Raw genomic sequence first — 21764 nt, 5'->3', positions numbered from 1 at the left:
GAATTCTTTGTCTATGTGCACTTTTATCTTCAATCGCAAAGATTTTTTCACTTTCTAATATGTCTTTTGCGGGCAATGCATCGGGTATGTTGATTGGCATATATAAACAACTCCTTTTTTTGTATACACTTTATTATACTCGAAAAAAAACAGAATGGAAAATTCCATTCTGTAAAAGACTATGCTTTCATGGCGTCTAGTGCTTGTTGTAAATCGTTGATAATGTCTTGTGCATCTTCAAGACCGACAGAGAAACGAATTAAATCTGGAGCAACACCAGCTTCTTTTAATTGTTCTTCACTCATTTGACGGTGTGTATGACTTGCTGGGTGTAATAGACAAGTTTTGGCGTCGGCAACATGGGTTACAATAGAAGCAAGTTTTAAGCTGTCCATGAATTTTTCAGTTTGATCACGATCGGCTTTCAATCCAAATGACAATACACCACAAGTTCCGTTTGGACAATATTTTTTAGCTAATTCATGATGAGGGTCACTTTCAAGATCTGCATATTTTACCCATGCAACATCTTCATTGGCTTCTAAGTATTTAGCTACAGCTAGTGCATTTTGACAATGTGCCTTCATACGAACAGCTAATGATTCTAGTCCTAAGTTTAGATAATATGCATTTTGAGGTGCTTGAATCGATCCTAAATCACGCATCAATTGACTTGTAGCTTTTGTGATATAAGCTAATTTACCAAATTTTTCAGCATAGACAATTCCATGATACGATTCATCGGGTGTAGTTAGTCCTGGATATTTATCGGCGTGTTCTAGCCAGTTGAAATTACCACTATCTACAATGGCCCCACCTACACAAGATGCATGTCCATCCATATATTTTGTGGTAGAGTGAGTAACAATATCAGCTCCCCATTGGATTGGTTGACACATAATTGGTGTAGCAAATGTGTTATCAATAATTAATGGAACTCCATTCGCATGTGCAACTTTCGCAAATTTTTCAATATCAAAAATACGTACAGTTGGATTTGTGATGGTTTCTCCAAAGACACATTTTGTGTTTGGCTTGAATTCTTTTTGAAGGTCTTCTTCACTGATTTCTGGGTCAACAAATGTACAATCAATACCCATTTTCTTCATTGTTACACCAAATAGGTTGTATGTTCCACCATAGATAGCACTTGAAGCAATTAGGTGATCTCCAGCTTCGCAGATGTTGAATACCGCAAAGAAGTTGGCAGCTTGTCCACTTGATGTAAGCATAGCAGCAATACCACCTTCTAATGCAGCAATCTTACTTGCGACAATATCATTTGTTGGGTTTTGAAGGCGTGAATAGAAATATCCACTATCTTCTAAATCAAATAATCTTCCCATTTGAAGACTTGAATCATATTTAAAAGTTGTACTTTGATAAATTGGAACTTCTCTTGGCTCACCATTTTTTGGCTCGTATCCGGCATGTAAACATTTTGTTTCAGTTTTCATAATAAATTTACCTCATTTCCTATCCATTATTGTAATATTATCTTTAAAAAAAGTAAAAGAAAAGCTTAGATTATATAATCAAAGCTTTGTTCGTGACTTAAAATGTCTTGGAGTGTGATTCCTTTTAAATAGGTTTTAATCACTTGATTTAATCCTTCATAAATATAAAGTGTTGCACAATCTTCTTTTCTAGGACATGTATTTACATCTGAATCTAGGCAGGCAACGCAAGATAAATTTCCTTCGGTTGCGACAAGTACATCATATACACAGATTTGGTCGATATTTTTGGCTAATTTATAGCCACCTTGAAAACCACGATTGGATTGAACCATTTGGCTCTTGGTAAGAATGGGTACGATTTGTTCCAAATATTTTTTGGAGATATTTTGTCTTGCGGCAATGTCTTTTAGTGTTATAAAACCTGAATCATTATGTTGAGCTAAATCTATAAGTAAGCGAAGGGCATAGCGTCCTTTAGTTGATATTTTCATTTTTATTCCCCTTTTCTTTCTATTATAATAATATATATTTAGTAGGTTTTCTAGCAAAGAGGTAAAAATGGCTAAAATTATTGCTTTTGATTTAGATGGAACTTTGTATGATAAGCATAAACATATTGACAAAGATACAATTCATAAAATAATTGAATTTGAACAAAAGGGTATTGTAGTTGGCATTGTGACTGGAAGGTTCTATGAAGAATTAGGTGAGGTTATCGGAAAAATAAAATTAAGAGAATACAATGGTTTTGTGGCGAGTTCGAACGGTTTAGAAATACATGATTTTTTAGATGGAGAGATGAAGAGTTTTACACGACTCTCAAAAGATGAAGTAAAAGAATTGGTAAAAGAAGCAAAGAAACATCATATGATTAGTTATGTTTGGCAAAATGGGGGATATACAATGTTTGGTGTTTCTATTTTGGATGCAGTTAAAAAGATATTTTCACTTATTCCTTTGGATTCACATTACATAAAATCATTACAAAAAACGAAATTTGAAACGGATGTTGTATTAAATGAAGCGTTGTATGACAAGGTTTGTTTTGTGGGAATTCAAATTGATAAGTTAAAAAAACAACATCCAGAATATCGGTTTTATGATGTAGGAAAGTTTGGTACAGAACTATGTAAAAGGGATGTAGGTAAGCTTGAAGCCATTCGATATATATGTAGGAAGAAGGGTGTATCAATCTCTAGTGTAATGGCATTTGGAGACAATGGAAATGATGTGGATTTACTAGCTTCTTGTGGATATGGCGTTGCAATGAAAAATGGGAGTGCACAGGCAAAAAAAGCCGCTAAATATATTAGCGACTATGCGAATAATGAGCAGGGCGTGCTTCGATTTATAAATTCGTTTTTTGTATAAAATATTGATCCAAAAAGATAAGAATTCCATTTAGTATAAGGAAAGATCCGGTTAAAGAGAAAATAAAGTCTAAGGATTGAATGGGTTTCATAAGTAATACAACACCAATGACTAGAATGAATATAGCTCCTGCAAGATTGACTTTCCATTGCTCAAATCCATTATCTTTTAAGAGTAATACTTTTTGAAAATGAGATAGGGAATTAATAATCAATATAATTCCTACAAGCATAGGTAAAATACTGATAAATTTCTTAGGGTCTAAACTCATATATAAGCCTGCAGATAATAGGAATATACTTAATATAAGTGTTGTTAGCGTTGTACTATTTCTTTTCTTGAAATATGTATAAAGAAATAGAATCGCAATGACTAAAAAGATACATCCAATAACTCGCGTAATTGTTGTTAATATGGAGACGTTAAATATGCATAAGACTAAGCCGGATAGAATGCATAGAATTGCTGATGATATAGCTTCTGTTTTTGTTTCTTTCATATAATCACAACCTTTCACAATTATTATAGTCTGTTGTATACTAAATCTAAAGAGGTGACGAACATGAAAGTAGCAGTATTATTAGAAACTGGATTTGAAGAATTAGAAGCTATGGGTCCCATTGCCTTACTTAGACGTGGTGGACTTGATGTGGATATGATTGGTGTCAACAATGAAGAACAGGTTACGGGTCGTTTTGGCATAACCTATTCGAGTGTGTTTCCAATGAACACATATGACTTTAGCAATGTGGATTGTTTAGTTTTGCCTGGTGGTCCACATTATCAAAAGCTAGAAAAGAATGAAGAAGTATTAAAATTAGTTCATGAGTTTGCCGAAAATAAAGTATTAGCAGCTATTTGTGCTTCTCCAACAATTTTAGGTCATGAAGGTATCTTAAAAGGTAAGAAATATACTTGTTTTAAAGATATGGATGAAGATTTTGGTGGTGAATACCAATATGCTTATGCCATTACAGACGGAAATATCATTACGGGTGTAAGTGCAGCAGCAAGTATTGAGTTTGCGTTTGCGATTCTAGAAAAACTTTGTGGTAAAGAACATACAGAAAAAGTAAAAGCATCAATTTATTATGATGCGAAGCATTAAAAAAATTGTCATCGTGAATGATGACAATTTTTAGTTTATGCTTCTTCATTTAATAAATGGAATTTTTCAAAAATATAGAATAGTAAAGACATGATCATTCCAGTGATACAAGCAAGTACCATTCCTGATAAGGAAATATTTCCTAAGTGAATTGTTACTCCGCTAAGTCCAACAACGAATACAACAGATGTTAAGATCATGTTTACGCTTTTTCCATAATCGACTTTTTGGTCGACTAGAATTCTTAATCCACTTGTACCAATCATACCGTATAGTAAGAAGCTAATTCCACCGATAACTGGATTTGGGATTGTTTGAATCAATGCAGATAATGGACCAATGAATGAACAGATGATGGATAGGATGGCAGCTCCAGCAATAACTTGTACGCTGTATACGCCAGTAATTGCCATAACTCCAATGTTTTCTCCGTAAGTTGTAGTTGGAACAGATCCAATTAAACCTGAAATCATTGTTGAAAAGTTATCAGCAAATAAAGAGCGGTGTAGTCCTGGATCTTCAATTAAGTTTCTTCCGACAACTTCACCTGTAACGATTTGGTGACCAATGTGTTCTGATGCGATAACTAATAATACGGGAAGCATCATTAGAATGGCATCCATACTGAATTTTGGTGCTTGAAAGTTTGGAATTGAGATAAAGCTTGCCTGAAGGACTGGAGTAAAGTCAACAATACCTACGGCAACAGCAGTTAAATATCCTGTAACTACGGCAATCAAGATTGGGATAACGCTTAAGAATTTTTTGAAGCATACACTTCCAATTACGGCCATACCAAGTGTAACCGCAAAAACAATCACGTTTTTAGGGTCAATGTTATCTCCTAGAATTCCAGCTGTATTTGCAGCCGATGAAGATAATTCTAGACCAATTAATGCAACAACGGGTCCCATTGCGGCAGATGGTAGTACGATATCAATCCATTTTGTTCCAAATTTCTTGATGATCATTGCCAATAAACATCCGCAAAAACCAACCGCAACAAATCCACCACATGCGTATGGATATCCAAATTTTGCGATAATGATATTTGCGGGAGCAATGAAGGCAAAGCTACTTCCTAAATAGGCTGGTGCTTTTCCTTTTGTGATAAAAATAAACAACAATGTTCCGATACCATTCATGAATAGTACGATAGCTGGGTTAATACCGAATAAGAATGGTACTAATACACTGGCTCCAAACATTGCGAACATGTGTTGAATACTTAATGGTATCAGCAGATTTGCGGGTACTTTTTCTTCAACTTGAATAATTCGTTTTGCCATGAAAAATATTCTCCTCCTAAAATATACCTTAACTTTTATACCACATTTTAATGGATTATGAAACTAATTTAGGCTATAATTATCGGGTAATGCGCCTGTAGCTCAACTGGATAGAGTATCAGATTCCGATTCTGGCGGTTGCAGGTTCGAGCCCTGTCAGGCGCGCCATTTAGGAGAAATATGGAAACAATACTTTTTGATTTAGATGACACATTAATTGAATCGATGCATGTATGGGAAGATGCCATCATTCATTTATTTAAAAAGATGAATTTGTATATGAGTATGGAAGAGGCTCGTCAAATCTTTTTTACGATGAAATTTTCAGAGGTTTTAACATACATCAAAGAAAGATTTCATACTAAACAAGATGAGGCTTGGATGTTCAATGAAGTAAATGAAGATATTTTAAATCAATATGCGTATCATATTGAGGCAAAGAAGGGTGCTTTGGATTATATAAAGAAGTGTGCTTCAGAAAATAAAAAGATGGCTGTATTAACATCAAACACAAGAGCATTATCTGAAAAAGTGTTAGATCGACTTGGTATGTTGGAATATATGGAAAATGTATATTCTGCAGATGAATTGAAGATGTCAAAAAGAGAAGTGGATATTTATGAGTATGTATTGAAGGATTTAAATACAACTGCAGAAAGTGCGATTGTATTTGAGGATTCGATGTATGCGATCAATACAGCTCGATCATTAAATATTGAGTGTATTGGTTTAGTAAATCCAAACAATCAAAAGGTGTTTGAAAAAAACCATGTAAAAACAATCGTTGATTTTACAGAATTGTGTTAAAATCATGATGTGTCCCAGTAGCTCAGTTGGATAGAGCATTCGCCTCCTAAACAGGAGGTCAAATTCCTAAACAAGAGGCGGCCTTTTGTAGTAAAATATTAATAAATGCGGATATAGCTCAGCTGGATAGAGCGACGCTCTCCTAAAGCGTAGGCCTGGCGTTCGAATCGCCATATTCGCACCATTTTGCCTTTATTTAAGCGGATTTTTCCGCTTTTTTGTTTACCATTTTTAGATTGGAAATGTATATCTTTGATATGAAAATTCAACTTCTTTTTCTACACAAAACCAAATAAATAGCAAGGTTCGGATGCTCTTATTGAATCCGAACTTTTTAGTGCCATTTTTGGGGTCATCTAATGAGTTTCTAATAGCCATTTAATAGGACCCTGTGGCACAGGACGTATCAAACGATACGTCACGTGCTAATAAACATCATTCAATCACCGCTCAAAGTGGCTATTAGAAGCTGTAATAAATCAGGATCTTGCTTGATTTTTTCAAGTACTTTATCTATGTCGACTTTCTTATTTGCCTGTGGAACATCAACATAGTTTTCTATATGTTGTTTGTAAAAACTGTCCTCAAATTTTTGTGCGTTTACTCTTCGGTCTTCATCTAAGATGTGACTATATAGATCCATGACCATATCTGCTTGAGAATGCCCAGTATCTCCTTGGGTTGCTTTTATATCGCCATTGTTTAATTTCAATTTATAGGTTGTACTAGTATGGCGCAAAGAATGAAAGACAACGTGGGGAAGTCCAGCTTCTTTTTCTAATTTGGATAGACCTTTACGAATAATACTTCCATCACACGGAATCCCATTTGGCTGACATATTACAAGATTATAATCATGATAAGCATCTCCATAGGCTTCCTTATATTTACTTTGATCTTCTTTCCATTGTTTCAAGAAACAAGCTAATGTATTTGGTAACCATATTTTTCGTACACTACTATCTGTTTTAGGAGTTTTTAATATCAGTCTTGTTGCATTTTTTTTCTTTTCAAATTGAGGAAAGATGAATAGTACATCTTTATTGTTCAATTTTTCAATGGCATCCGTACGGGCACGTTCTAATTGTTGTTTTATATAAATGTGTGTATCTCCACACGCAAAATCGTCTTCGCTAATATGCACATTGTCCCAAGTCAAACCTAGCACTTCGCCCATTCTTAAAGAACAGGCAAATGCGAGTTGAATGGCAATGGATAATTTTGGATCTTCACAAACTTCAAGTGCTTTGGCAATCTGATTGGCTGTCCATATTTCTCGCTTTTCATAATCATGCTTGGGCGTATCCACTTTTAAAAATGGATTATTGGAAATATATTCCCATTTTACCGCAACATTAAATGTACATCGTAAGATTCTATGGACTTCAGCAACAACACGAGTGGATACTTTTCCTGTCTTCTTTGTATTTTCACTTTCTTTTAGATTTGCATAATATTGCTCAATGGTTATCGGACGAATTTCATCCAGTTTATAATGCCCTAAATATGGAGAAATATATGTTGTAAATAAGGCCGTATTCTTTTCCATAGTAGATATTGACCATTTATTGCATCCATATAGATCCACGTATCTTGGCCAGAATTCATTTAAAGTCGTAGTACTTGGTGCAATAAAGGTTCGATTGGCTTGTTGTAATTCAACTTCTGCCTTACGTTTTTTTGCTTCTCGTAACGTTCTAAAGGATTCCCATTTTTGTTTTTGCTTTCCATATTTATCCGCATAATAATAAACTACATTGTATTTATCCTTTCGTTTTTGTATGGATGCCATTTTATTCACCACTCTCAATTTCTAATAGTTTCATCAATAATTTCTTACGAATATTTTTATCTTCACTAAGTTGTTTTACTAAATCCACAGCATCTTTTTTGTCTTTATCAGGTAATTCTTTTTTCATAGATTTTGTGAATTCTTTGTTTATCTTTACAGCTTTTTCTTTTGCGGTTAATCCACTGTAATCAAAAGAAATATTACTATGCTCATAATAATAAACATCACGATAACTTCTTCCATCTACGTAAACTTTGTTGGAAAAAGCTTTTAAACCCATTAAAGTATGTCGAGGTAGTTTTAATTTATCTGTGGTTAGGCGCATATGTTTTAACATAAGTCGATCATCATAGGGGGCAATGCCATGTGTAGTAAACATAAGTGATTCAGGATTTGTATCAAAATGATAAATTGAATTGCAGCGCTTTTTCCATTGAGATAATAATTCATATAAAGCATCTGGAATGTGAATAAGTTCTTGTTTCTCTTTATAATAATGTACATTCACTGTTCGAGTTGATGGTTCATTTGAATATTCTTGAATGATTTGTTGTTTTGGAATCAAACCAACAGAAGATCTTGCCAATCTTCGTAGACTTTTGTTTGAACGAATATAGGCACCACCTTTACCTTTATAAAAATCTGACCAGGAAAGTCCTACTACATCAAAAACATTTAAGCCTGTCGCAAATATAATTTGCATGATGACATATAGTTTTTCTTCTTTACATCCTTCAAAAATCTGAAGCATGGTTTCATATGTCCAATCCACTGATTTCTTTTCTTTTTTGTGTGTAGATGGATTTGTGATATGAATACTAATAAAAGGATTGGAATCCATAATACCTAATTGAATCGCATGATCACATGTTTCCGATAATAGTAATTTACATGACCTTATTGTTTTGGTAGATAACCCTTTTTTGGATCTCACACTTTGAGTTGCACCAATTTTTTCAATTAAACTTTGCGCGTAATCTACATTGATTTCTGAAACATGGGTTGTTCCAAGATGAATTAGTAAATACGTTTCAAAATTTTTAGTTGCTTCTCTATGCTTATGAATATGTTCAACAAAGTATGGATCATTTAGCCAATCTTTCATTACATCTACAAACAAACTATCTGGGGAAAACATACATGTCTCACCATCTAATAATTCTTTTCGTTTAGCTGCATCTTCATAATTATCGAATATTTCTTTGATTGACTTTATTTCCTTTGTAGGTGTGACTACTTCGTAAGTAATTTGATATTTCTTTCCCAATTTTAAAATTACAGCCATCCCTCATTCCTCCTTTATTGTTGACTGTCAAACCATTGATCAAAGGATTCTTTGTTAATACGAAGTAATTTGCCAACACGAATTACTTTAAACAACCCTTTTTTTGTTAAGTCATAGGCTGCTGTTCTTCCAATGCCAAGTATTTCCATGATTTCAGCAACTGTATACGTCTTCTTTTCGCATATAACAGGTTTCATCGCTTTGTTCCTCCTTACTATAAATTTTTTAAAACAGAAATTCTCACCTACAAATTAAAAGGAAGCAGCTGGGAAAGGACTGCTTCCAAAAGGAAAGGGTACATAACCAATGCTACTTTCTTTGGCTATGTAAACGTAGATCCAAACTGATTTTGATTTTACGATCAATTGCCAACATATCCACTCTACTTACAGTAGCAATTTTCTTTTGCAAACGACTTTTATCGATGACACGAATCTGTTCACACATGACCATGGATTTATATTTCAATCCAATACTCTCCGGTAAAAGATGATGTGTTGGTAAATGATGTTTTGTATAAATCTTGGAAGATAAACAAGCCACAATGGTTGTTGGACTATATTTATTACCCCGATTATTTTGAATAATTACAACAGGTCGAACTTTACCTTGTTCTGATCCAGATGCATCACTTAAATCTGCTAAATAAACTTCTCCTCTTTTGACTTTCATTTCGATTCACTCCTTATGTAAAACCGGGAGCAAGTCCCGGTTGATGTTTAAAAATAAAATATTTATCGTGTTTTCTATTTATCACCTGATTACCCGAAAACAAAGGAATCCTATTAGACAAGATAGTTGCTAATTATCTTTCATTGGCATCGCACCAACCCATCTTACGCGTGGGCCTGTCGCTAGAAGTATCATTATCTTATATATTGTCATGGCACAATCAGCAAAATTGTTTATCAATCTAAAGTATCATCGCTCGTTAAAAACATCATCGCGCAGTAGTGAAACAGCTCGAATATATAAGTGTTGTATCTAATAGTTGTTATGCTGTTTTCAAAGAGCTACTAGGAAGATATGTATATCCCCCTTCACTAGATAGTCCTTGAAATTGCTAATTATTAGCCTCTCTTTTTACATTTTTTTGAAAATTTTTCGATTCTTTTATAAACAGCGTTAGTCGTCATATGTAGATCTTCAGCAATTTCCCGTACACAATACTTGTTTTTCAACATTACAATGATTTTTTGCATGACAGGATCACACTTTTTCAAATGCTTATAAACAACGGCATCGTTTACTCCATTTAGTACATCTTCCCATGTATATTCACTTATACAATCTTCAGAAGGTTCATTTAGAAAAAATTTTACTTCAGTTGGCGATTCATTACGGTGAAAACTGCGATTTTTGTTGAAATCAAAATCATCTAGTTCTCGAAGGTACTGAATCTTCCATTCAGGAAATCCTAATAATCGTAGTAAGTTTTCTTCTTTTTCTTTTTCTTCTAAATACTTTTTCTTTTCGTAACCATAGTTATACATTTAATTATTCCTCCTTTTGTGAAGGAGAAACAATTCCCCTTCACTTGAAAGTCCACAAAAAAGGCTTTTTTTAGCCTTGAAAGGGATAAAAAAAACAGATCAACTGTCTGAAACAGAGATCTGTACCAATTCGTTGTATTCTAAAAATCTATTCTCTTTTCAAAAACGAAAAGAGTTAGGAGGGCTTCGATTCTTTACCATTAACATTATTAGAGCATGGTGATGTTAGTTCATCAATAGCTAAGACAAGATAAGCAAAAAATAAAAAAATATCACAAAAATGTGATATTTATATTTATGTTCATGGTAATTTCCTTTATAATTGAAAATAAAGAAAGAGGTCTAATCATATGGAAATTAGTTATAATCGATTGTTTAAATTATTAATTGATAAAGGTATGAAGAAAACTGAATTTGCGAAGATTGCAGGGCTGACTCCTGGAACATTAGCAAAACTTTCAAAGAATCAAACAGTTTCAATGGATTCTTTAATTAAAATGTGTAAAACATTAAATTGTACATTTGATGATATTGTAGAGATAGTTGGGGAAGAATAAAATGGCGAAGTATAGTGTTAATAATCATTCTGTTGAAAATATTATTTCTTGGATCAATAGTGGCGAAATTGCAATTCCAGAAATGCAAAGACCATTTGTTTGGGAAGCCAGTAAAGTAAGAGATTTGATGGATTCTTTGTATAAAGGTTATCCAGTAGGTTACATAATAATATGGAAAAATCCAGACGTTAAATTAAAAGACGGTACTTTTAGTAATGGTAAAAAAATTGTTATTGATGGGCAGCAACGAATTACAGCTCTAACTGCAGCAATCACTGGGCAAGAAGTAGTTAATCAGGAATATAAAAAAATTCCGATTAGAATTTCATTTAATCCACTTGATGAAAAATTTGAAGTTTGTAATCCGGCGCTTGAAAAGGACAGTAAATATATCAATGATATATCTGAAGTTTTTAAACCTGATTTCAATTGTTTCAATTTTGCTATACAGTATGGCAACCAAAACGATTCAAATCCTTCAGATATTAACAATACACTTGTTAAATTGAAAGGAATTTTAGGAAACAGTATTGGTGTTATTGAATTAAATCAAGAATTAGATATTGAAACAGTGACAGATATTTTTATTCGTATTAATTCAAAAGGCACAGTTCTATCTCAAGCTGATTTTGCAATGAGCAAAATATCTTCAAATGAAAAATATGGTGGAGATATTATTAGAAAAACAATTGATTATTTTTGTCATCTAAATCAAAGACCTATGGATTTAGAAGCAATAAAAGCTAATGATCTGGAATTTTCAAAACTCGAGGAATTCAATAAGATCACTTGGATTGTTAATAATACAGATGATATCTATTCTCCTGCATATACTGATATTTTACGTGTTGCATTCACTTCACAATTTCATAGAGGAAAATTATCAGATTTAGTGAATTTATTATCTGGAAGAAATTTTGAAACACGTGATTATGAAGAAGAAATTGCGGAAAAATCTTACGATAGATTGCATGATGGTGTGCTGAAATTTGTTAATAAAACAAATTACGATCGTTATATGATGATTCTGAAATCAGCTGGAATTATTGATGCTTCTTTAATCAGATCTGATAATGCTTTAAATTTTGCATATGCACTATTCATCTTGCTTAGAGATAAAGGTGTTCATCCTAACTCTATAGAAACAGTAGTAAGAAAATGGCTTGTATTATCAATTCTTACAGGAAGATATTCTGGCTCTCCTGAATCCATGTTTGATTATGATATTAAGCGTTTTAATACAAATGACCCAGAGGAATATTTAAAGAGTGTTGAACTTGGACAATTATCAGATGCCTATTGGGAACATATACTACCTGAAAGATTAAACACATCCGTTGCAAGTAGTCCGTATTTTAAACTGTATTTAATGGCTCAGGTGCATTCAGGTGATAAAGGTTTTTTATCAAGCCAAATTACTGTAGGCGCATTAATTTCTAACCGAGGAGATATTCATCATCTTTTCCCTAAAAAATATTTACAAAGAAACGGTCACAACTCTAGGTCTGAATACAATCAAATTGCAAATTATGCTATTACTCAATCTGAAATTAATATTCAAATAAAAGATGATGCACCAAATATTTATATGACAAAAATTCTTGAACAAATAGAATCTAAAAAATCGGTTATTGGTGGAATATTAACTAAAGAACAATTAAATGAATCATTCAAACAAAACTGCATTCCCGACGAATTTGTAAATTACGATGTTAACAATTATTATGAATTTTTAGCCAAAAGAAGATATCTAATGTCACAAAAGATAAGAGATTATTATTTTAGTTTGTAGAATCCTTAATGTTAAAGCTTTGAGATTGGAGAGGATATTAAATGAGCAGTAATTTAGGATATGAAAGTGAAAAAACTTTAGAAGATAATTTAATAAAGCAGTTATGTGCAGATGGATATGAATTTGTTGAAATTAATGATATTGATGATTTGCACTTGAATTTTAGAAAGCAAGTCAATAAACATAATGCCTCAAGGTTAAATGGCCATGAATTGTCTGATAAAGAATTTGAGCGATTATTAGTAAAAATTCAAGGGAAAGGTGTATACGGAAGTTCTAAAACCTTAAGAAGTCTTCAAGACATTACAATGGATGATGGCAGTACACAATACATAGAACTTTTTAACACTAAAAATAATGAGTGGTGCAAAAACGAATTTCAGGTCACTCATCAAGTAACTATGGTCGGAAAGTATGAAAATAGATACGATGTTACTTTACTTATCAATGGACTGCCACTTGTTCAAATAGAACTTAAACGAAGAGGTATTGATTTCAAAGAAGCTTTTAATCAAGTGATTCGTTATAAAAAGCATTCGCTTAATGACCTGTTTAGATATGTTCAGATATTTATTATCAGCAATGGAATTGATACTAAATATTTTGCAAACAGTGATAAAGAAATGGACTTCCAATACACTTTCTATTGGACAGACAAAAATAATAATCGTATAGATAATTTATATGACTTTGCATTAGATTTCCTACCTAAATGTCATATATCTAAGATGATTTCTAGATATATGGTTGTAGATGATACACAAAAAAGTCTAATGGTCATGCGACCATATCAATATTATGCAGTAGAAGAATTAATGAAACGAGCATATGAAACAAATAACAATGCCTATGTATGGCATACAACTGGTTCTGGAAAAACATTAACATCTTTTAAATTAAGTCAGTTATTAAGTACAAACCGAGAAGTTGCTCAAGTGTTCTTTTTAGTAGATAGAAAAGATTTGGATAGTCAAACCATTGAAGAATTCAATCGTTTCCAGAAAGATACAGTTGATATGACCGATAGTACTGACACATTGATTGCTCAAATGAAAGATTCTTCAAAGAAGATTATTCTTACAACAATCCAAAAGATGTCTAATGCATGTAAAAATGATAAGTATCAGGATGTTATTGATCGCTTTGATGGAAAAAAGGTTGTCTTTATCATAGATGAATGCCATAGATCCCAATTTGGTGAAATGCATAAAATGATAAAGAAAAAGTTTCCAAGAGCACAGTATTTTGGCTTTACTGGGACACCTCGTTTTGCAGAAAATGCCAGTCAGGATGGTAGAACTACAGCAGACATTTTTGAAAAATTAGTCCATCATTATTTGATTAAAAATGCCATTGCCGATGGAAACGTTTTGGGCTTTAATGTTGATTATGTTAGAACAATTAGTTCAACTGTAGATATTGAGGATGATGAAGAAGTTGAAGCTATTGATACTGAAGAAGTTTTAATGGATGATCAGCGTATTTCTAACATTGTTGATTATGTTTTAAAAATACATAATTCTAAAACTAACAATAGAAGATACAACGCTATTTTTACTGTCCGTAGTATTCCAATGCTTATTAAGTATTATGATGAATTTAAAAAGCGTAATACTGATTTAAAAATAGCCGGAATCTTTACTTTTGGTGCAAATGAAGACGGAGAACTCGAAACAGAACATTCTCGTGATTCACTTGAAAGAATGATCAAAGATTATAATCAAATGTTTGATAAAAATTATAGTACCAATACTTTCTCTGCATATTTTACAGATGTATCAAAAAAAGTAAAAAATACAGAGTTAGATATTTTATTAGTTGTAAATATGTTCTTAACTGGATTTGATGCAAAAAGATTGAATACTTTATATGTTGATAAAAGATTAAAACATCATGATCTAATCCAGGCATTTTCAAGAACAAATCGTATTGAAACAGCTAATAAGCCATATGGAAACATTGTGTGTTTTCAAACAAATAAAAAGGCAGTTGACGATGCGGTTAAGTTGTTCTCATTGACAGATAATGCTGATGAAGTATTAATGAAACCATATGAATATTATAGAGATGAGTTTAGAAAAGCCGTTGAAGAACTATTAAAACATACTCCTTCTCCAGAAGAAGCAGAACATGGTGGAGACGAACAGGAAGAATATAAATTTGTGTTATTATTCCGTGAATTAGTTCGCTTAATGGTTAAATTAAAAACATTTGACGAGTTTGAATTTACTGAAGATGAACTTGGGATGTCAAATCAATTATATGAAGATTTTGTAAGTAAATATAAAAAAATCTATCGAGATATTCGACCAGATCAGCAAAAAACATCGATTCTTTCTGACGTAAGTTTCGATATTGAACTTCTTAGAAATGATAAAATCAACGTTCATTATATCTTAGAGCTAATTAAAAATGCTGTAAGTGAACCATCTAGAGAAAAACGTCGTAAAACTTTAGATGAAATTGAAAAGATGATTGAATCTGCAACTGATCCAGAGCTATATATGAAATCAGATTTGATCCATGGATTTATCGATAGTATTGCAAGTGAGATGGATCCTGATGCTGATTTTGAATATGAATATAATCAATATATGGAAGAGCAACGTACCAATGAAATACGAGAAGTTGCTGCAAAATACCAAATACCAGAACCTAAAATTAATAGATTAATTGGTGATTATGAGTTTGGTGGATTTGTAGATAAAAATGACATTAAAACTGATCTTACAAAAGATGTAATTAAACGAGAAAAAGAAGAAAATAACTTTTCTTCTAGTATGAGAGCTAAAAATTCTATAACAAATACGATTACTCAATTTATAAAAGATGTTGTCATTAAATATATGTAAAGTGCAATATAAATAAATTGCACTTTTTATTGACTTTTTATCTCTCTTTGATTATGCTATTTATGTAAGTTGCAAAGGAGGTTAAACGATGAGTACAAAACTTTCCGATTTGTCAGAAATTAGTTTAGGTACTATTCTTACAAGAGTAAAGCCAAAATCTGAACTTCAATCATTTAAACAAATATCAACAATTAGTATGCAGGAATTGAGTTATATTTGTGGAAAGGATGATTCTTCATTTGATGAAATCATTTCTAAAATTGACATAGAAAAAGTTGATAAATGTTTACTAACAAAAGAAAATGATATCGTTATTGGTTTATCTTCGCAGATGGCTATGGTAATAACAAAAGAGCGCGCAAATAGTTTATTACTTTCTAATTTTTGTCTAGTTCGAATCAATGATACAAATCTCTTAGATCCTTATTACTTTGCTTGGCTATTTAATGAAAATTCAATAATGAAGCATCAACTTACAAGTAGTATGCAAGGACAATCATACGTAAAAATGATAACCCTGGATGTTATAAGAGATTTAGATTTGGATTTACCGCCAATAAACAAACAAATCCTTATTGGTAAAATCTATTATCAATCAATTCGAAAAAATCGTTATGAACGAAGATTAATTGAATTGAAACAACTATTATTAAATAAAAAAATTGAAAATATACTTTAGGAGGACATTATGGAAACACAAGAAATTCAAGCTAAACAACAAGCAGAATTACACACTCAATTATGGGCAATGGCAAATGATTTGCGTGGAAGCATGGATGCTTCAGAATTTAAAAATTACATTTTAGGATTAATCTTCTATCGTTATCTATCAGATAAGCTTTCAAATTTTGTAGATGAAGAATTAGAAGACGACGATATTTCTTATGCTGATGCATGGAAAGATGAAGATTTCAAACAGGATATTATTGATGCATTAGTTGATGATGAAGGTGGATTAGGATATGTAATTGAACCAGCTAATCTTTGGTCAACATTAATTGATAAAATCAACGTCAAGCAATTTGATATTTCAATGTTAGCAAAAGCAGTCAATGATTTAACTGAATCAACAATAGGATTAGGCTCTCAAAGGGATTTTGAAAACTTGTTCGATGATATGGATTTAAACGCATCAAAATTAGGGAAAAGTGAAGCAGACAGAAGTGCGCTTATTGCAAAAGTAATGTTAAAAATTGATGACATTAATTTTCATTATGAAGATGCCGAAATTGATGTTTTAGGTGATGCTTATGAATACTTAATTGGACAATTTGCTGCATCTGCCGGAAAAAAAGCTGGAGAATTCTATACACCACAACAGGTTTCAAAATTATTAGCAAAATTAGTAACTGTTGGTAAGTCAAAATTAAAAAATGTATATGACCCTACTTGTGGATCAGGATCATTATTGTTACGCGTTGCCAAAGAAACAGATGTTGTATCTTTCTATGGACAGGAAAAAGTATCAACAACATACAACTTGGCGCGTATGAATATGTTACTACACGGAGTGCCATTTAATCATTTTGATATTGAAAATAACGATACACTTGAACATCCAAATGAGGAACACATGAAAATGAGATTTGATGCAGTAGTAGCAAATCCACCTTATAGTGCTAAATGGTCTGCAGATCCTAAATTTTTGGATGATGAAAGATTCAGTGCGTATGGAAAATTAGCACCAAAGTCAAAAGCAGATTATGCATTCGTACAACATATGTTGTATTTATTAGATGATGCAGGAACTATGGCTGTTGTATTACCACATGGTGTTTTATTTAGAGGTGCTGCGGAAGGAATTATCAGACAATATTTAATCAAAGAAAAGAACTGGTTAGATGCAGTTATTGGATTACCAGCAAACCTATTCTTTGGTACATCCATTCCTACATGTGTGCTTGTATTTAAAAAATGTAAAACACATGATGATATCTTCTTTATTGATGCTTCAAAAGAATTTGAATCAGGTAAAAATCAAAATAGATTAACTGATGCAAATATTCAAAAAATCATGGATACATATTTAGCACGTAAAGATGTTGAAAAATATGCTCATTGTGCATCTCTAGAGGAAATTGCTGAGAATGATTATAACTTAAACATCCCTCGTTATGTAGATACATTTGAAGAGGAAGAAGAAATCGATATTCATGCTGTCATGAAAGAAATCAAAGAACTTGAAGCTAAGCGTGATGAGTTAGATAAAGAAATTGATGTATATTTAAAAGAACTTGGACTTTTGGAGGATTAATGCTATGGATAAGAAAAATAAAAACCCAAATGTTCCTAATTTGAGATTTAGAGAATTCAACGAACAATTAGTATACACATCTTTTGGACATGTAATGAAACTATACAGAGGAAGTTCACCACGTCCAATTATCAACTACGTAACAACCGATAAAAGTGGCCTGAATTGGATAAAAATAGGTGATATGCCTTCTACTGGAAATAGAGTCTTTTTCTGCAAAGAAAGAATCAATAAAGAAGGTTCTAAAAAATCTCGAGCAGTATATAAAGGAGACATAATTCTTTCTAATTCAATGAGTTTTGGAAAGCCATACATTTTAGAAATAGATGGCTTTATTCATGATGGTTGGTTCGTGATACGTGATTATCAAAACTATATAGATAAGACATATTTATGCCAGCTTCTATCATCTGATGTTGTACAAAATCAATATAAATCAACAGCTGCAGGTGGAGTTGTTAAAAATATTAGTAGTGATTTAGTTAACTCCGTAAAATTTCATTTACCCTCGATAATGGAACAAAGAAAAATTGCAAGATTTCTAGAATTAATCGACCAAAAAATTGAAGTTCAAATTAAAATCATTGATGATTTATTGACTGTAAAAAACGGAATAAGTAATAAACTATTCAAATTACAACAAATAGAATTATCAAATCATTATTTATTTGAATATTTAATAGAAGGTGATAAAACAGCAGTTGATACATCTTGCTATAAAAAAATAACTGTTAAGCTTAATAATCAAGGGCTAGCTTTTTCTGAATTAAATAGAGAAATGGCAGATACTAGGCCGTTTTATGTGAGACATAAAGGTGAATTAATTATAGGTAAACAAAATTATTTTAATGGTAGTATAGCCATTGTTACAGAACAGTTTGACAATTGCATTTGCTCTAATGCTATTATGAGTTTTAAAATCAAAGGCATTTATAGTGATTTTCTTTATTATCAAATATCCAACAATAACTATTTGAATTCTCAATCCTATAAAGCTAATGGTACAGGGCAAAAGGAACTGTCTGAAAAAGAATTCTTAAATTTTAAAATTTGGTGTCCACAATTAGAAGTGCAACAAAAAATCGTTAATTGTTTTAAATCTCTTGATTTAAAAATAGAAAATGAAAAGGCAATTCTAAATTCCTATTTTCAAGAAAAGAGTTACCTTTTGAATAACATGTTTATATAAACATATTATTTAATAAATATTCTTTTTGTTTGGTTAAGTACAATAGTAAATTTTGTTCGTTATGTATTAGCAAATCCAAAGACGATAGGCATCTAACAATTTTGTTTATCGTCTTTTCATCTTTTGGAATATAAATCATTTCACGTTTATAGTCTTTAAAATAAATGTGAGGAATACCCGAACCAACGATGTATTTAGTAAAATCTAAATTATCTAATGCATAATATAAATACAAAAGATCATATCCATTTTTTGATGTTAAGTAATTTAATGTTCCTATTACTGTATATTTTCCATATAAAAATCTTGTCCTTCCAACACCTGCACCATCTTTAACAATGGATATAGATGGAATATCAATTAAATAAGAATTAATATGTTTAATGACTCCATTAGCTCCATATATAGGAAACTGGCCTTCTGTATATTCATCAAAATCAGATTCTTTTGATGAAGAACTATTATTTTCTAAACATTCATAAATGTGAGTGTTCGGCTTTTGACTTCCGATAACTTGTTTACTAATTTTCTTTTTTAAAACTTTATAATCTTCAATGATTTTAATTTGAGTTTCAATTCTATCTTCAATTAGCTCTATTAATTCTGAAGTTTTTAATTGCTCATTTAATGAAGGTAAATAAATTTTGCTATTAAGAAAAAAATCTTGATTTAATGTTTTATTTCTTCCAGCTCCACCAGGTGATGCCATTTGAAGAAGTTGTTTACCTTTTTCTGTTTTAAAGAAATCTACAATATAATCTAATGAATTATTTAAAACTTTATACATTGGGAATCTGTGTGAAGCTACCATTCCAACCTCTTTTTCAGAAGTTTTTGCAACTGCTTGTTCCCAGGCAAATACGATATTAAGAATCAAACAATTTGGTTCAATCCAAAAGATTCTTTTATTTCCAATTTGTCTTCCAATTTCAGCTTCTTTGTAGAAAATCCCTTTGGAATGAGATCTGATACCAATTTGATAATACAATTTATTTTCATCAACAGTTACCGGAAATGAAATTCGTTGTAACACTTCTTTAAGGGTATATATACGAAATGGATCAGCGAATGAAGAGAATCTCAAATTAGGAACCATTAATAAAAATCATCCTTTATCTTATGCGTAAAGGATGATTTTTTACATAACTGACCATAAGATTCACTATTGAGCAAAAATAGGAAAAGCAGCATTCAAAGCATTCGTAATTTGTTTACGGGTCATTGGATAAGATTTAGAAATATATTTAGCTACTTTATCCATCATCTGCTTCCCTGTATTTCTATGATTGAATCTGTATTCCTGTTCTCCAAAAAATAATGGCAAATCTGTCTTTCGTACACCATGGTAAATGCCAATGATATTGTTCTTGATGTCTCCAACAATAGTATTCAGTCAATAAAGTCTATGACCATTCTTAGAATAATCTATCTTCTCATTTACTACTGTGATTCTATCTTTCATGATATTGAATGTTGTTTTACCATCTGTGTTTAATGTTCTGTCTTTTGATAGAACAAGTGACTGTGACAGAAAGGCATTTGTAGTTTCACTGTCATCTTTTGGTACTACTCTCAATTTATTGAACTGTGGATAGTTACTGTTTCTGCTTGCTGACAGAGCTATGAAAAAAGGCTGTTGTACGGAACAACAGCCTAAAAAACTTCATTTTTTAAAAATATAAATCTTATTATCTTCTTGATAAAAAAGTTCATTATTTCTCATTTTTAACAATATAACAATAAAAAAATATATATCACTTACCGACATTGCTAAGCTTGAAAAGCCAAAAAAGATAAGAAAAGTCATAAGAATCAATTTTTTTATAATGAATGATAAAAAAATAGGAATAATTGCCAAGACAAGCGTCGGAGATATTAACATTATTAGAGTTCTACACTTACTCATCTTCGCATCACTTTCAACAGACATTATCGGTTGTAAGTTCTTCATTTTGAATATTATTTTTTTTCTACTTTTTTTCGGATATGATAGCAAATGTATATATTCATGTACAATACTAAAAGGAAAAGCAGAAATAAGCACAGCTCCAAATGCAGAAAAAAATAAGCCTATATCATTAATATAAAATCTTTTAATCTTTAAAAAAAATATCAATAGTAGCAATATACATAACACAATGATCAACATACAAATATTTTCTGTTTTTTTGTTTATTTTAAGTATTTTAAAATTTCTATTATCATAAAACTTTTCTACCATACACATAAATCCTCTCTACGCTTCTATGCGAACTTGGAACAGCGATTCGAATAAACGCAAGAATACGTCCAGTTAACTAGCACTGCTCTGGACTAGTAGTAAAATATGAAATAGACACTAATGATACTGAAATAGTCGTAATGATAATGTTAGAAATAGAACATCTAGGTTCTGGATTTCCATCATTATCACCAACAATTGATAATTCATTCAAATCTTCAACACTATTTTTTTCTCTTTGCATTCTTTTCCATGGTTTTTTCTTGTTTTCATCATGAACGTATTTTCTAGTAC

General features: G+C 31.6%; 21 protein-coding genes and 2 tRNA genes. 11 read left to right on the top strand and 12 right to left on the bottom strand.

Annotated features, from left to right (window positions below):
• Positions 1–179: 179 nt before the first annotated feature.
• Entirely contained in the window at positions 180–1457 is a 1278-nt protein-coding gene (locus EUBIFOR_RS04200; RefSeq protein ID WP_003864702.1) for an O-acetylhomoserine aminocarboxypropyltransferase/cysteine synthase family protein, read from the bottom strand.
• Between the two features lie 65 nt (positions 1458–1522).
• Entirely contained in the window at positions 1523–1951 is a 429-nt protein-coding gene (locus tag EUBIFOR_RS04195; protein ID WP_003864701.1) for an RrF2 family transcriptional regulator, read from the bottom strand.
• Positions 1952–2018: 67 nt separating this feature from the next.
• Here EUBIFOR_RS04195 and EUBIFOR_RS04190 point away from each other — a divergent pair, with 67 nt between their 5' ends.
• Positions 2019–2831: a Cof-type HAD-IIB family hydrolase gene (locus EUBIFOR_RS04190; RefSeq protein WP_003864700.1), complete on the top strand. Its 813-nt coding sequence runs from the start codon at positions 2019–2021 to the stop codon at positions 2829–2831.
• Here EUBIFOR_RS04190 and EUBIFOR_RS04185 read toward each other — a convergent pair.
• The gene (locus EUBIFOR_RS04185; RefSeq protein WP_040466142.1) at positions 2809–3330 is read right to left on the bottom strand and encodes a DUF308 domain-containing protein; all 522 of its coding nucleotides are present in this window, start codon (positions 3328–3330) and stop codon (positions 2809–2811) included. The two genes, EUBIFOR_RS04190 and EUBIFOR_RS04185, sit on opposite strands and share 23 nt — an antisense overlap.
• Positions 3331–3393: 63 nt before the next feature.
• Between EUBIFOR_RS04185 and EUBIFOR_RS04180 the strand changes: the two genes are divergently transcribed.
• On the top strand, positions 3394–3939 hold the full coding sequence (locus tag EUBIFOR_RS04180) for a DJ-1/PfpI family protein (RefSeq protein ID WP_003864697.1): 546 nt from the start codon (positions 3394–3396) through the stop codon (positions 3937–3939).
• 35 nt (positions 3940–3974) lie between these two features.
• On the opposite strand, the gene uraA is transcribed toward EUBIFOR_RS04180, so the two are convergent.
• On the bottom strand, positions 3975–5228 hold the full coding sequence (gene uraA, locus EUBIFOR_RS04175) for a uracil permease (protein ID WP_003864696.1): 1254 nt from the start codon (positions 5226–5228) through the stop codon (positions 3975–3977).
• A gap of 91 nt (positions 5229–5319) precedes the next feature.
• On the opposite strand from uraA, the gene EUBIFOR_RS04170 reads away from it, so the two are divergent.
• From EUBIFOR_RS04170 to EUBIFOR_RS04160, 3 genes are all read left to right on the top strand, one after another.
• Positions 5320–5396 (top strand) — tRNA-Arg (locus EUBIFOR_RS04170).
• Positions 5397–5408: 12 nt separating this feature from the next.
• The gene (locus EUBIFOR_RS04165; protein ID WP_003864695.1) at positions 5409–6035 is read left to right on the top strand and encodes an HAD family hydrolase; all 627 of its coding nucleotides are present in this window, start codon (positions 5409–5411) and stop codon (positions 6033–6035) included.
• Positions 6036–6142: 107 nt separating this feature from the next.
• Positions 6143–6219 (top strand) — tRNA-Arg (locus EUBIFOR_RS04160).
• 255 nt (positions 6220–6474) lie between these two features.
• Here the strand turns inward: EUBIFOR_RS04160 and EUBIFOR_RS04155 are convergent.
• The 5 genes from EUBIFOR_RS04155 to EUBIFOR_RS04135 form a co-directional block, all read right to left on the bottom strand.
• Complete coding sequence (locus tag EUBIFOR_RS04155; RefSeq protein ID WP_040466141.1) at positions 6475–7827, bottom strand: tyrosine-type recombinase/integrase; 1353 nt, start codon at positions 7825–7827, stop codon at positions 6475–6477.
• A 1-nt stretch (position 7828) separates the two neighbouring features.
• Positions 7829–9112, bottom strand: coding sequence for a hypothetical protein (locus EUBIFOR_RS04150; RefSeq protein ID WP_003864693.1), 1284 nt, complete (start codon positions 9110–9112; stop codon positions 7829–7831).
• A gap of 14 nt (positions 9113–9126) precedes the next feature.
• Positions 9127–9309: a helix-turn-helix domain-containing protein gene (locus EUBIFOR_RS04145; RefSeq protein WP_003864692.1), complete on the bottom strand. Its 183-nt coding sequence runs from the start codon at positions 9307–9309 to the stop codon at positions 9127–9129.
• A gap of 112 nt (positions 9310–9421) precedes the next feature.
• Positions 9422–9784 (bottom strand): type II toxin-antitoxin system PemK/MazF family toxin, encoded by a 363-nt coding sequence (locus EUBIFOR_RS04140; RefSeq protein ID WP_003864691.1) that lies wholly within the window; start codon positions 9782–9784, stop codon positions 9422–9424.
• 398 nt (positions 9785–10182) lie between these two features.
• Positions 10183–10605 carry a helix-turn-helix domain-containing protein gene (locus EUBIFOR_RS04135; RefSeq protein WP_003864690.1) on the bottom strand — a complete coding sequence of 141 codons (423 nt, stop codon included), beginning with the start codon at positions 10603–10605 and terminating at the stop codon, positions 10183–10185.
• 350 nt (positions 10606–10955) lie between these two features.
• On the opposite strand from EUBIFOR_RS04135, the gene EUBIFOR_RS04130 reads away from it, so the two are divergent.
• The 6 genes from EUBIFOR_RS04130 (at position 10956) to EUBIFOR_RS12115 (ending at position 19249) form a co-directional block, all read left to right on the top strand.
• The gene (locus EUBIFOR_RS04130) at positions 10956–11162 is read left to right on the top strand and encodes a helix-turn-helix domain-containing protein (RefSeq protein ID WP_003864689.1); all 207 of its coding nucleotides are present in this window, start codon (positions 10956–10958) and stop codon (positions 11160–11162) included.
• Position 11163: 1 nt separating this feature from the next.
• Entirely contained in the window at positions 11164–12954 is a 1791-nt protein-coding gene (locus EUBIFOR_RS04125; RefSeq protein WP_003864688.1) for a DUF262 domain-containing protein, read from the top strand.
• A gap of 41 nt (positions 12955–12995) precedes the next feature.
• Positions 12996–15806, top strand: a complete 2811-nt coding sequence (locus tag EUBIFOR_RS04120; RefSeq protein WP_003864687.1) for a type I restriction endonuclease subunit R — start codon at positions 12996–12998, stop codon at positions 15804–15806.
• Positions 15807–15894: 88 nt separating this feature from the next.
• A complete protein-coding gene (locus EUBIFOR_RS04115; protein WP_003864686.1) occupies positions 15895–16485 on the top strand; it encodes a restriction endonuclease subunit S in 591 nt (196 codons plus the stop codon).
• A 9-nt stretch (positions 16486–16494) separates the two neighbouring features.
• Positions 16495–18060, top strand: coding sequence for a type I restriction-modification system subunit M (locus tag EUBIFOR_RS04110; RefSeq protein ID WP_003864685.1), 1566 nt, complete (start codon positions 16495–16497; stop codon positions 18058–18060).
• Between the two features lie 4 nt (positions 18061–18064).
• Positions 18065–19249 (top strand): restriction endonuclease subunit S, encoded by a 1185-nt coding sequence (locus tag EUBIFOR_RS12115; protein WP_050755935.1) that lies wholly within the window; start codon positions 18065–18067, stop codon positions 19247–19249.
• Here EUBIFOR_RS12115 and EUBIFOR_RS04100 read toward each other — a convergent pair.
• The 3 genes from EUBIFOR_RS04100 to EUBIFOR_RS04090 all read right to left on the bottom strand — a co-directional run.
• Entirely contained in the window at positions 19242–20345 is a 1104-nt protein-coding gene (locus tag EUBIFOR_RS04100) for a restriction endonuclease subunit S (RefSeq protein WP_003864683.1), read from the bottom strand. The two genes, EUBIFOR_RS12115 and EUBIFOR_RS04100, sit on opposite strands and share 8 nt — an antisense overlap.
• A 567-nt stretch (positions 20346–20912) precedes the next feature.
• Entirely contained in the window at positions 20913–21470 is a 558-nt protein-coding gene (locus EUBIFOR_RS04095) for a DUF3267 domain-containing protein (protein ID WP_003864680.1), read from the bottom strand.
• 76 nt (positions 21471–21546) lie between these two features.
• Positions 21547–21764 (bottom strand): hypothetical protein (locus tag EUBIFOR_RS04090; RefSeq protein WP_003864679.1); only part of this gene is annotated, 218 nt, incomplete at its 5' end.

This window comes from Holdemanella biformis DSM 3989, assembly GCF_000156655.1.
GTDB classification, from domain to species: Bacteria; Bacillota_I; Bacilli_A; order Erysipelotrichales; family Erysipelotrichaceae; genus Holdemanella; species Holdemanella biformis.
This window is presented reverse-complemented; position numbering and strand designations above follow the sequence as displayed.

Excerpts from the sequence above, each read along its gene's own strand:
- EUBIFOR_RS04115 (WP_003864686.1), top strand. The coding sequence starts at position 15,895 with ATGAGTACAAAACTTTCCGATTTGTCAGAAATTAGTTTAGGTACTATT.
- EUBIFOR_RS04180 (WP_003864697.1), top strand. The coding sequence starts at position 3,394 with ATGAAAGTAGCAGTATTATTAGAAACTGGATTTGAAGAATTAGAAGCT.
- EUBIFOR_RS12115 (WP_050755935.1), top strand. The coding sequence starts at position 18,065 with ATGGATAAGAAAAATAAAAACCCAAATGTTCCTAATTTGAGATTTAGA.
- EUBIFOR_RS04165 (WP_003864695.1), top strand. The coding sequence starts at position 5,409 with ATGGAAACAATACTTTTTGATTTAGATGACACATTAATTGAATCGATG.
- EUBIFOR_RS04110 (WP_003864685.1), top strand. The coding sequence starts at position 16,495 with ATGGAAACACAAGAAATTCAAGCTAAACAACAAGCAGAATTACACACT.
- EUBIFOR_RS04155 (WP_040466141.1), bottom strand. The coding sequence starts at position 7,827 with ATGGCATCCATACAAAAACGAAAGGATAAATACAATGTAGTTTATTAT.
- EUBIFOR_RS04120 (WP_003864687.1), top strand. The coding sequence starts at position 12,996 with ATGAGCAGTAATTTAGGATATGAAAGTGAAAAAACTTTAGAAGATAAT.
- EUBIFOR_RS04135 (WP_003864690.1), bottom strand. The coding sequence starts at position 10,605 with ATGTATAACTATGGTTACGAAAAGAAAAAGTATTTAGAAGAAAAAGAA.
- EUBIFOR_RS04095 (WP_003864680.1), bottom strand. The coding sequence starts at position 21,470 with ATGGTAGAAAAGTTTTATGATAATAGAAATTTTAAAATACTTAAAATA.
- EUBIFOR_RS04130 (WP_003864689.1), top strand. The coding sequence starts at position 10,956 with ATGGAAATTAGTTATAATCGATTGTTTAAATTATTAATTGATAAAGGT.
- EUBIFOR_RS04200 (WP_003864702.1), bottom strand. The coding sequence starts at position 1,457 with ATGAAAACTGAAACAAAATGTTTACATGCCGGATACGAGCCAAAAAAT.
- EUBIFOR_RS04150 (WP_003864693.1), bottom strand. The coding sequence starts at position 9,112 with ATGGCTGTAATTTTAAAATTGGGAAAGAAATATCAAATTACTTACGAA.
- uraA (WP_003864696.1), bottom strand. The coding sequence starts at position 5,228 with ATGGCAAAACGAATTATTCAAGTTGAAGAAAAAGTACCCGCAAATCTG.
- EUBIFOR_RS04185 (WP_040466142.1), bottom strand. The coding sequence starts at position 3,330 with ATGAAAGAAACAAAAACAGAAGCTATATCATCAGCAATTCTATGCATT.
- EUBIFOR_RS04125 (WP_003864688.1), top strand. The coding sequence starts at position 11,164 with ATGGCGAAGTATAGTGTTAATAATCATTCTGTTGAAAATATTATTTCT.
- EUBIFOR_RS04190 (WP_003864700.1), top strand. The coding sequence starts at position 2,019 with ATGGCTAAAATTATTGCTTTTGATTTAGATGGAACTTTGTATGATAAG.
- EUBIFOR_RS04145 (WP_003864692.1), bottom strand. The coding sequence starts at position 9,309 with ATGAAACCTGTTATATGCGAAAAGAAGACGTATACAGTTGCTGAAATC.
- EUBIFOR_RS04195 (WP_003864701.1), bottom strand. The coding sequence starts at position 1,951 with ATGAAAATATCAACTAAAGGACGCTATGCCCTTCGCTTACTTATAGAT.
- EUBIFOR_RS04140 (WP_003864691.1), bottom strand. The coding sequence starts at position 9,784 with ATGAAAGTCAAAAGAGGAGAAGTTTATTTAGCAGATTTAAGTGATGCA.
- EUBIFOR_RS04100 (WP_003864683.1), bottom strand. The coding sequence starts at position 20,345 with ATGGTTCCTAATTTGAGATTCTCTTCATTCGCTGATCCATTTCGTATA.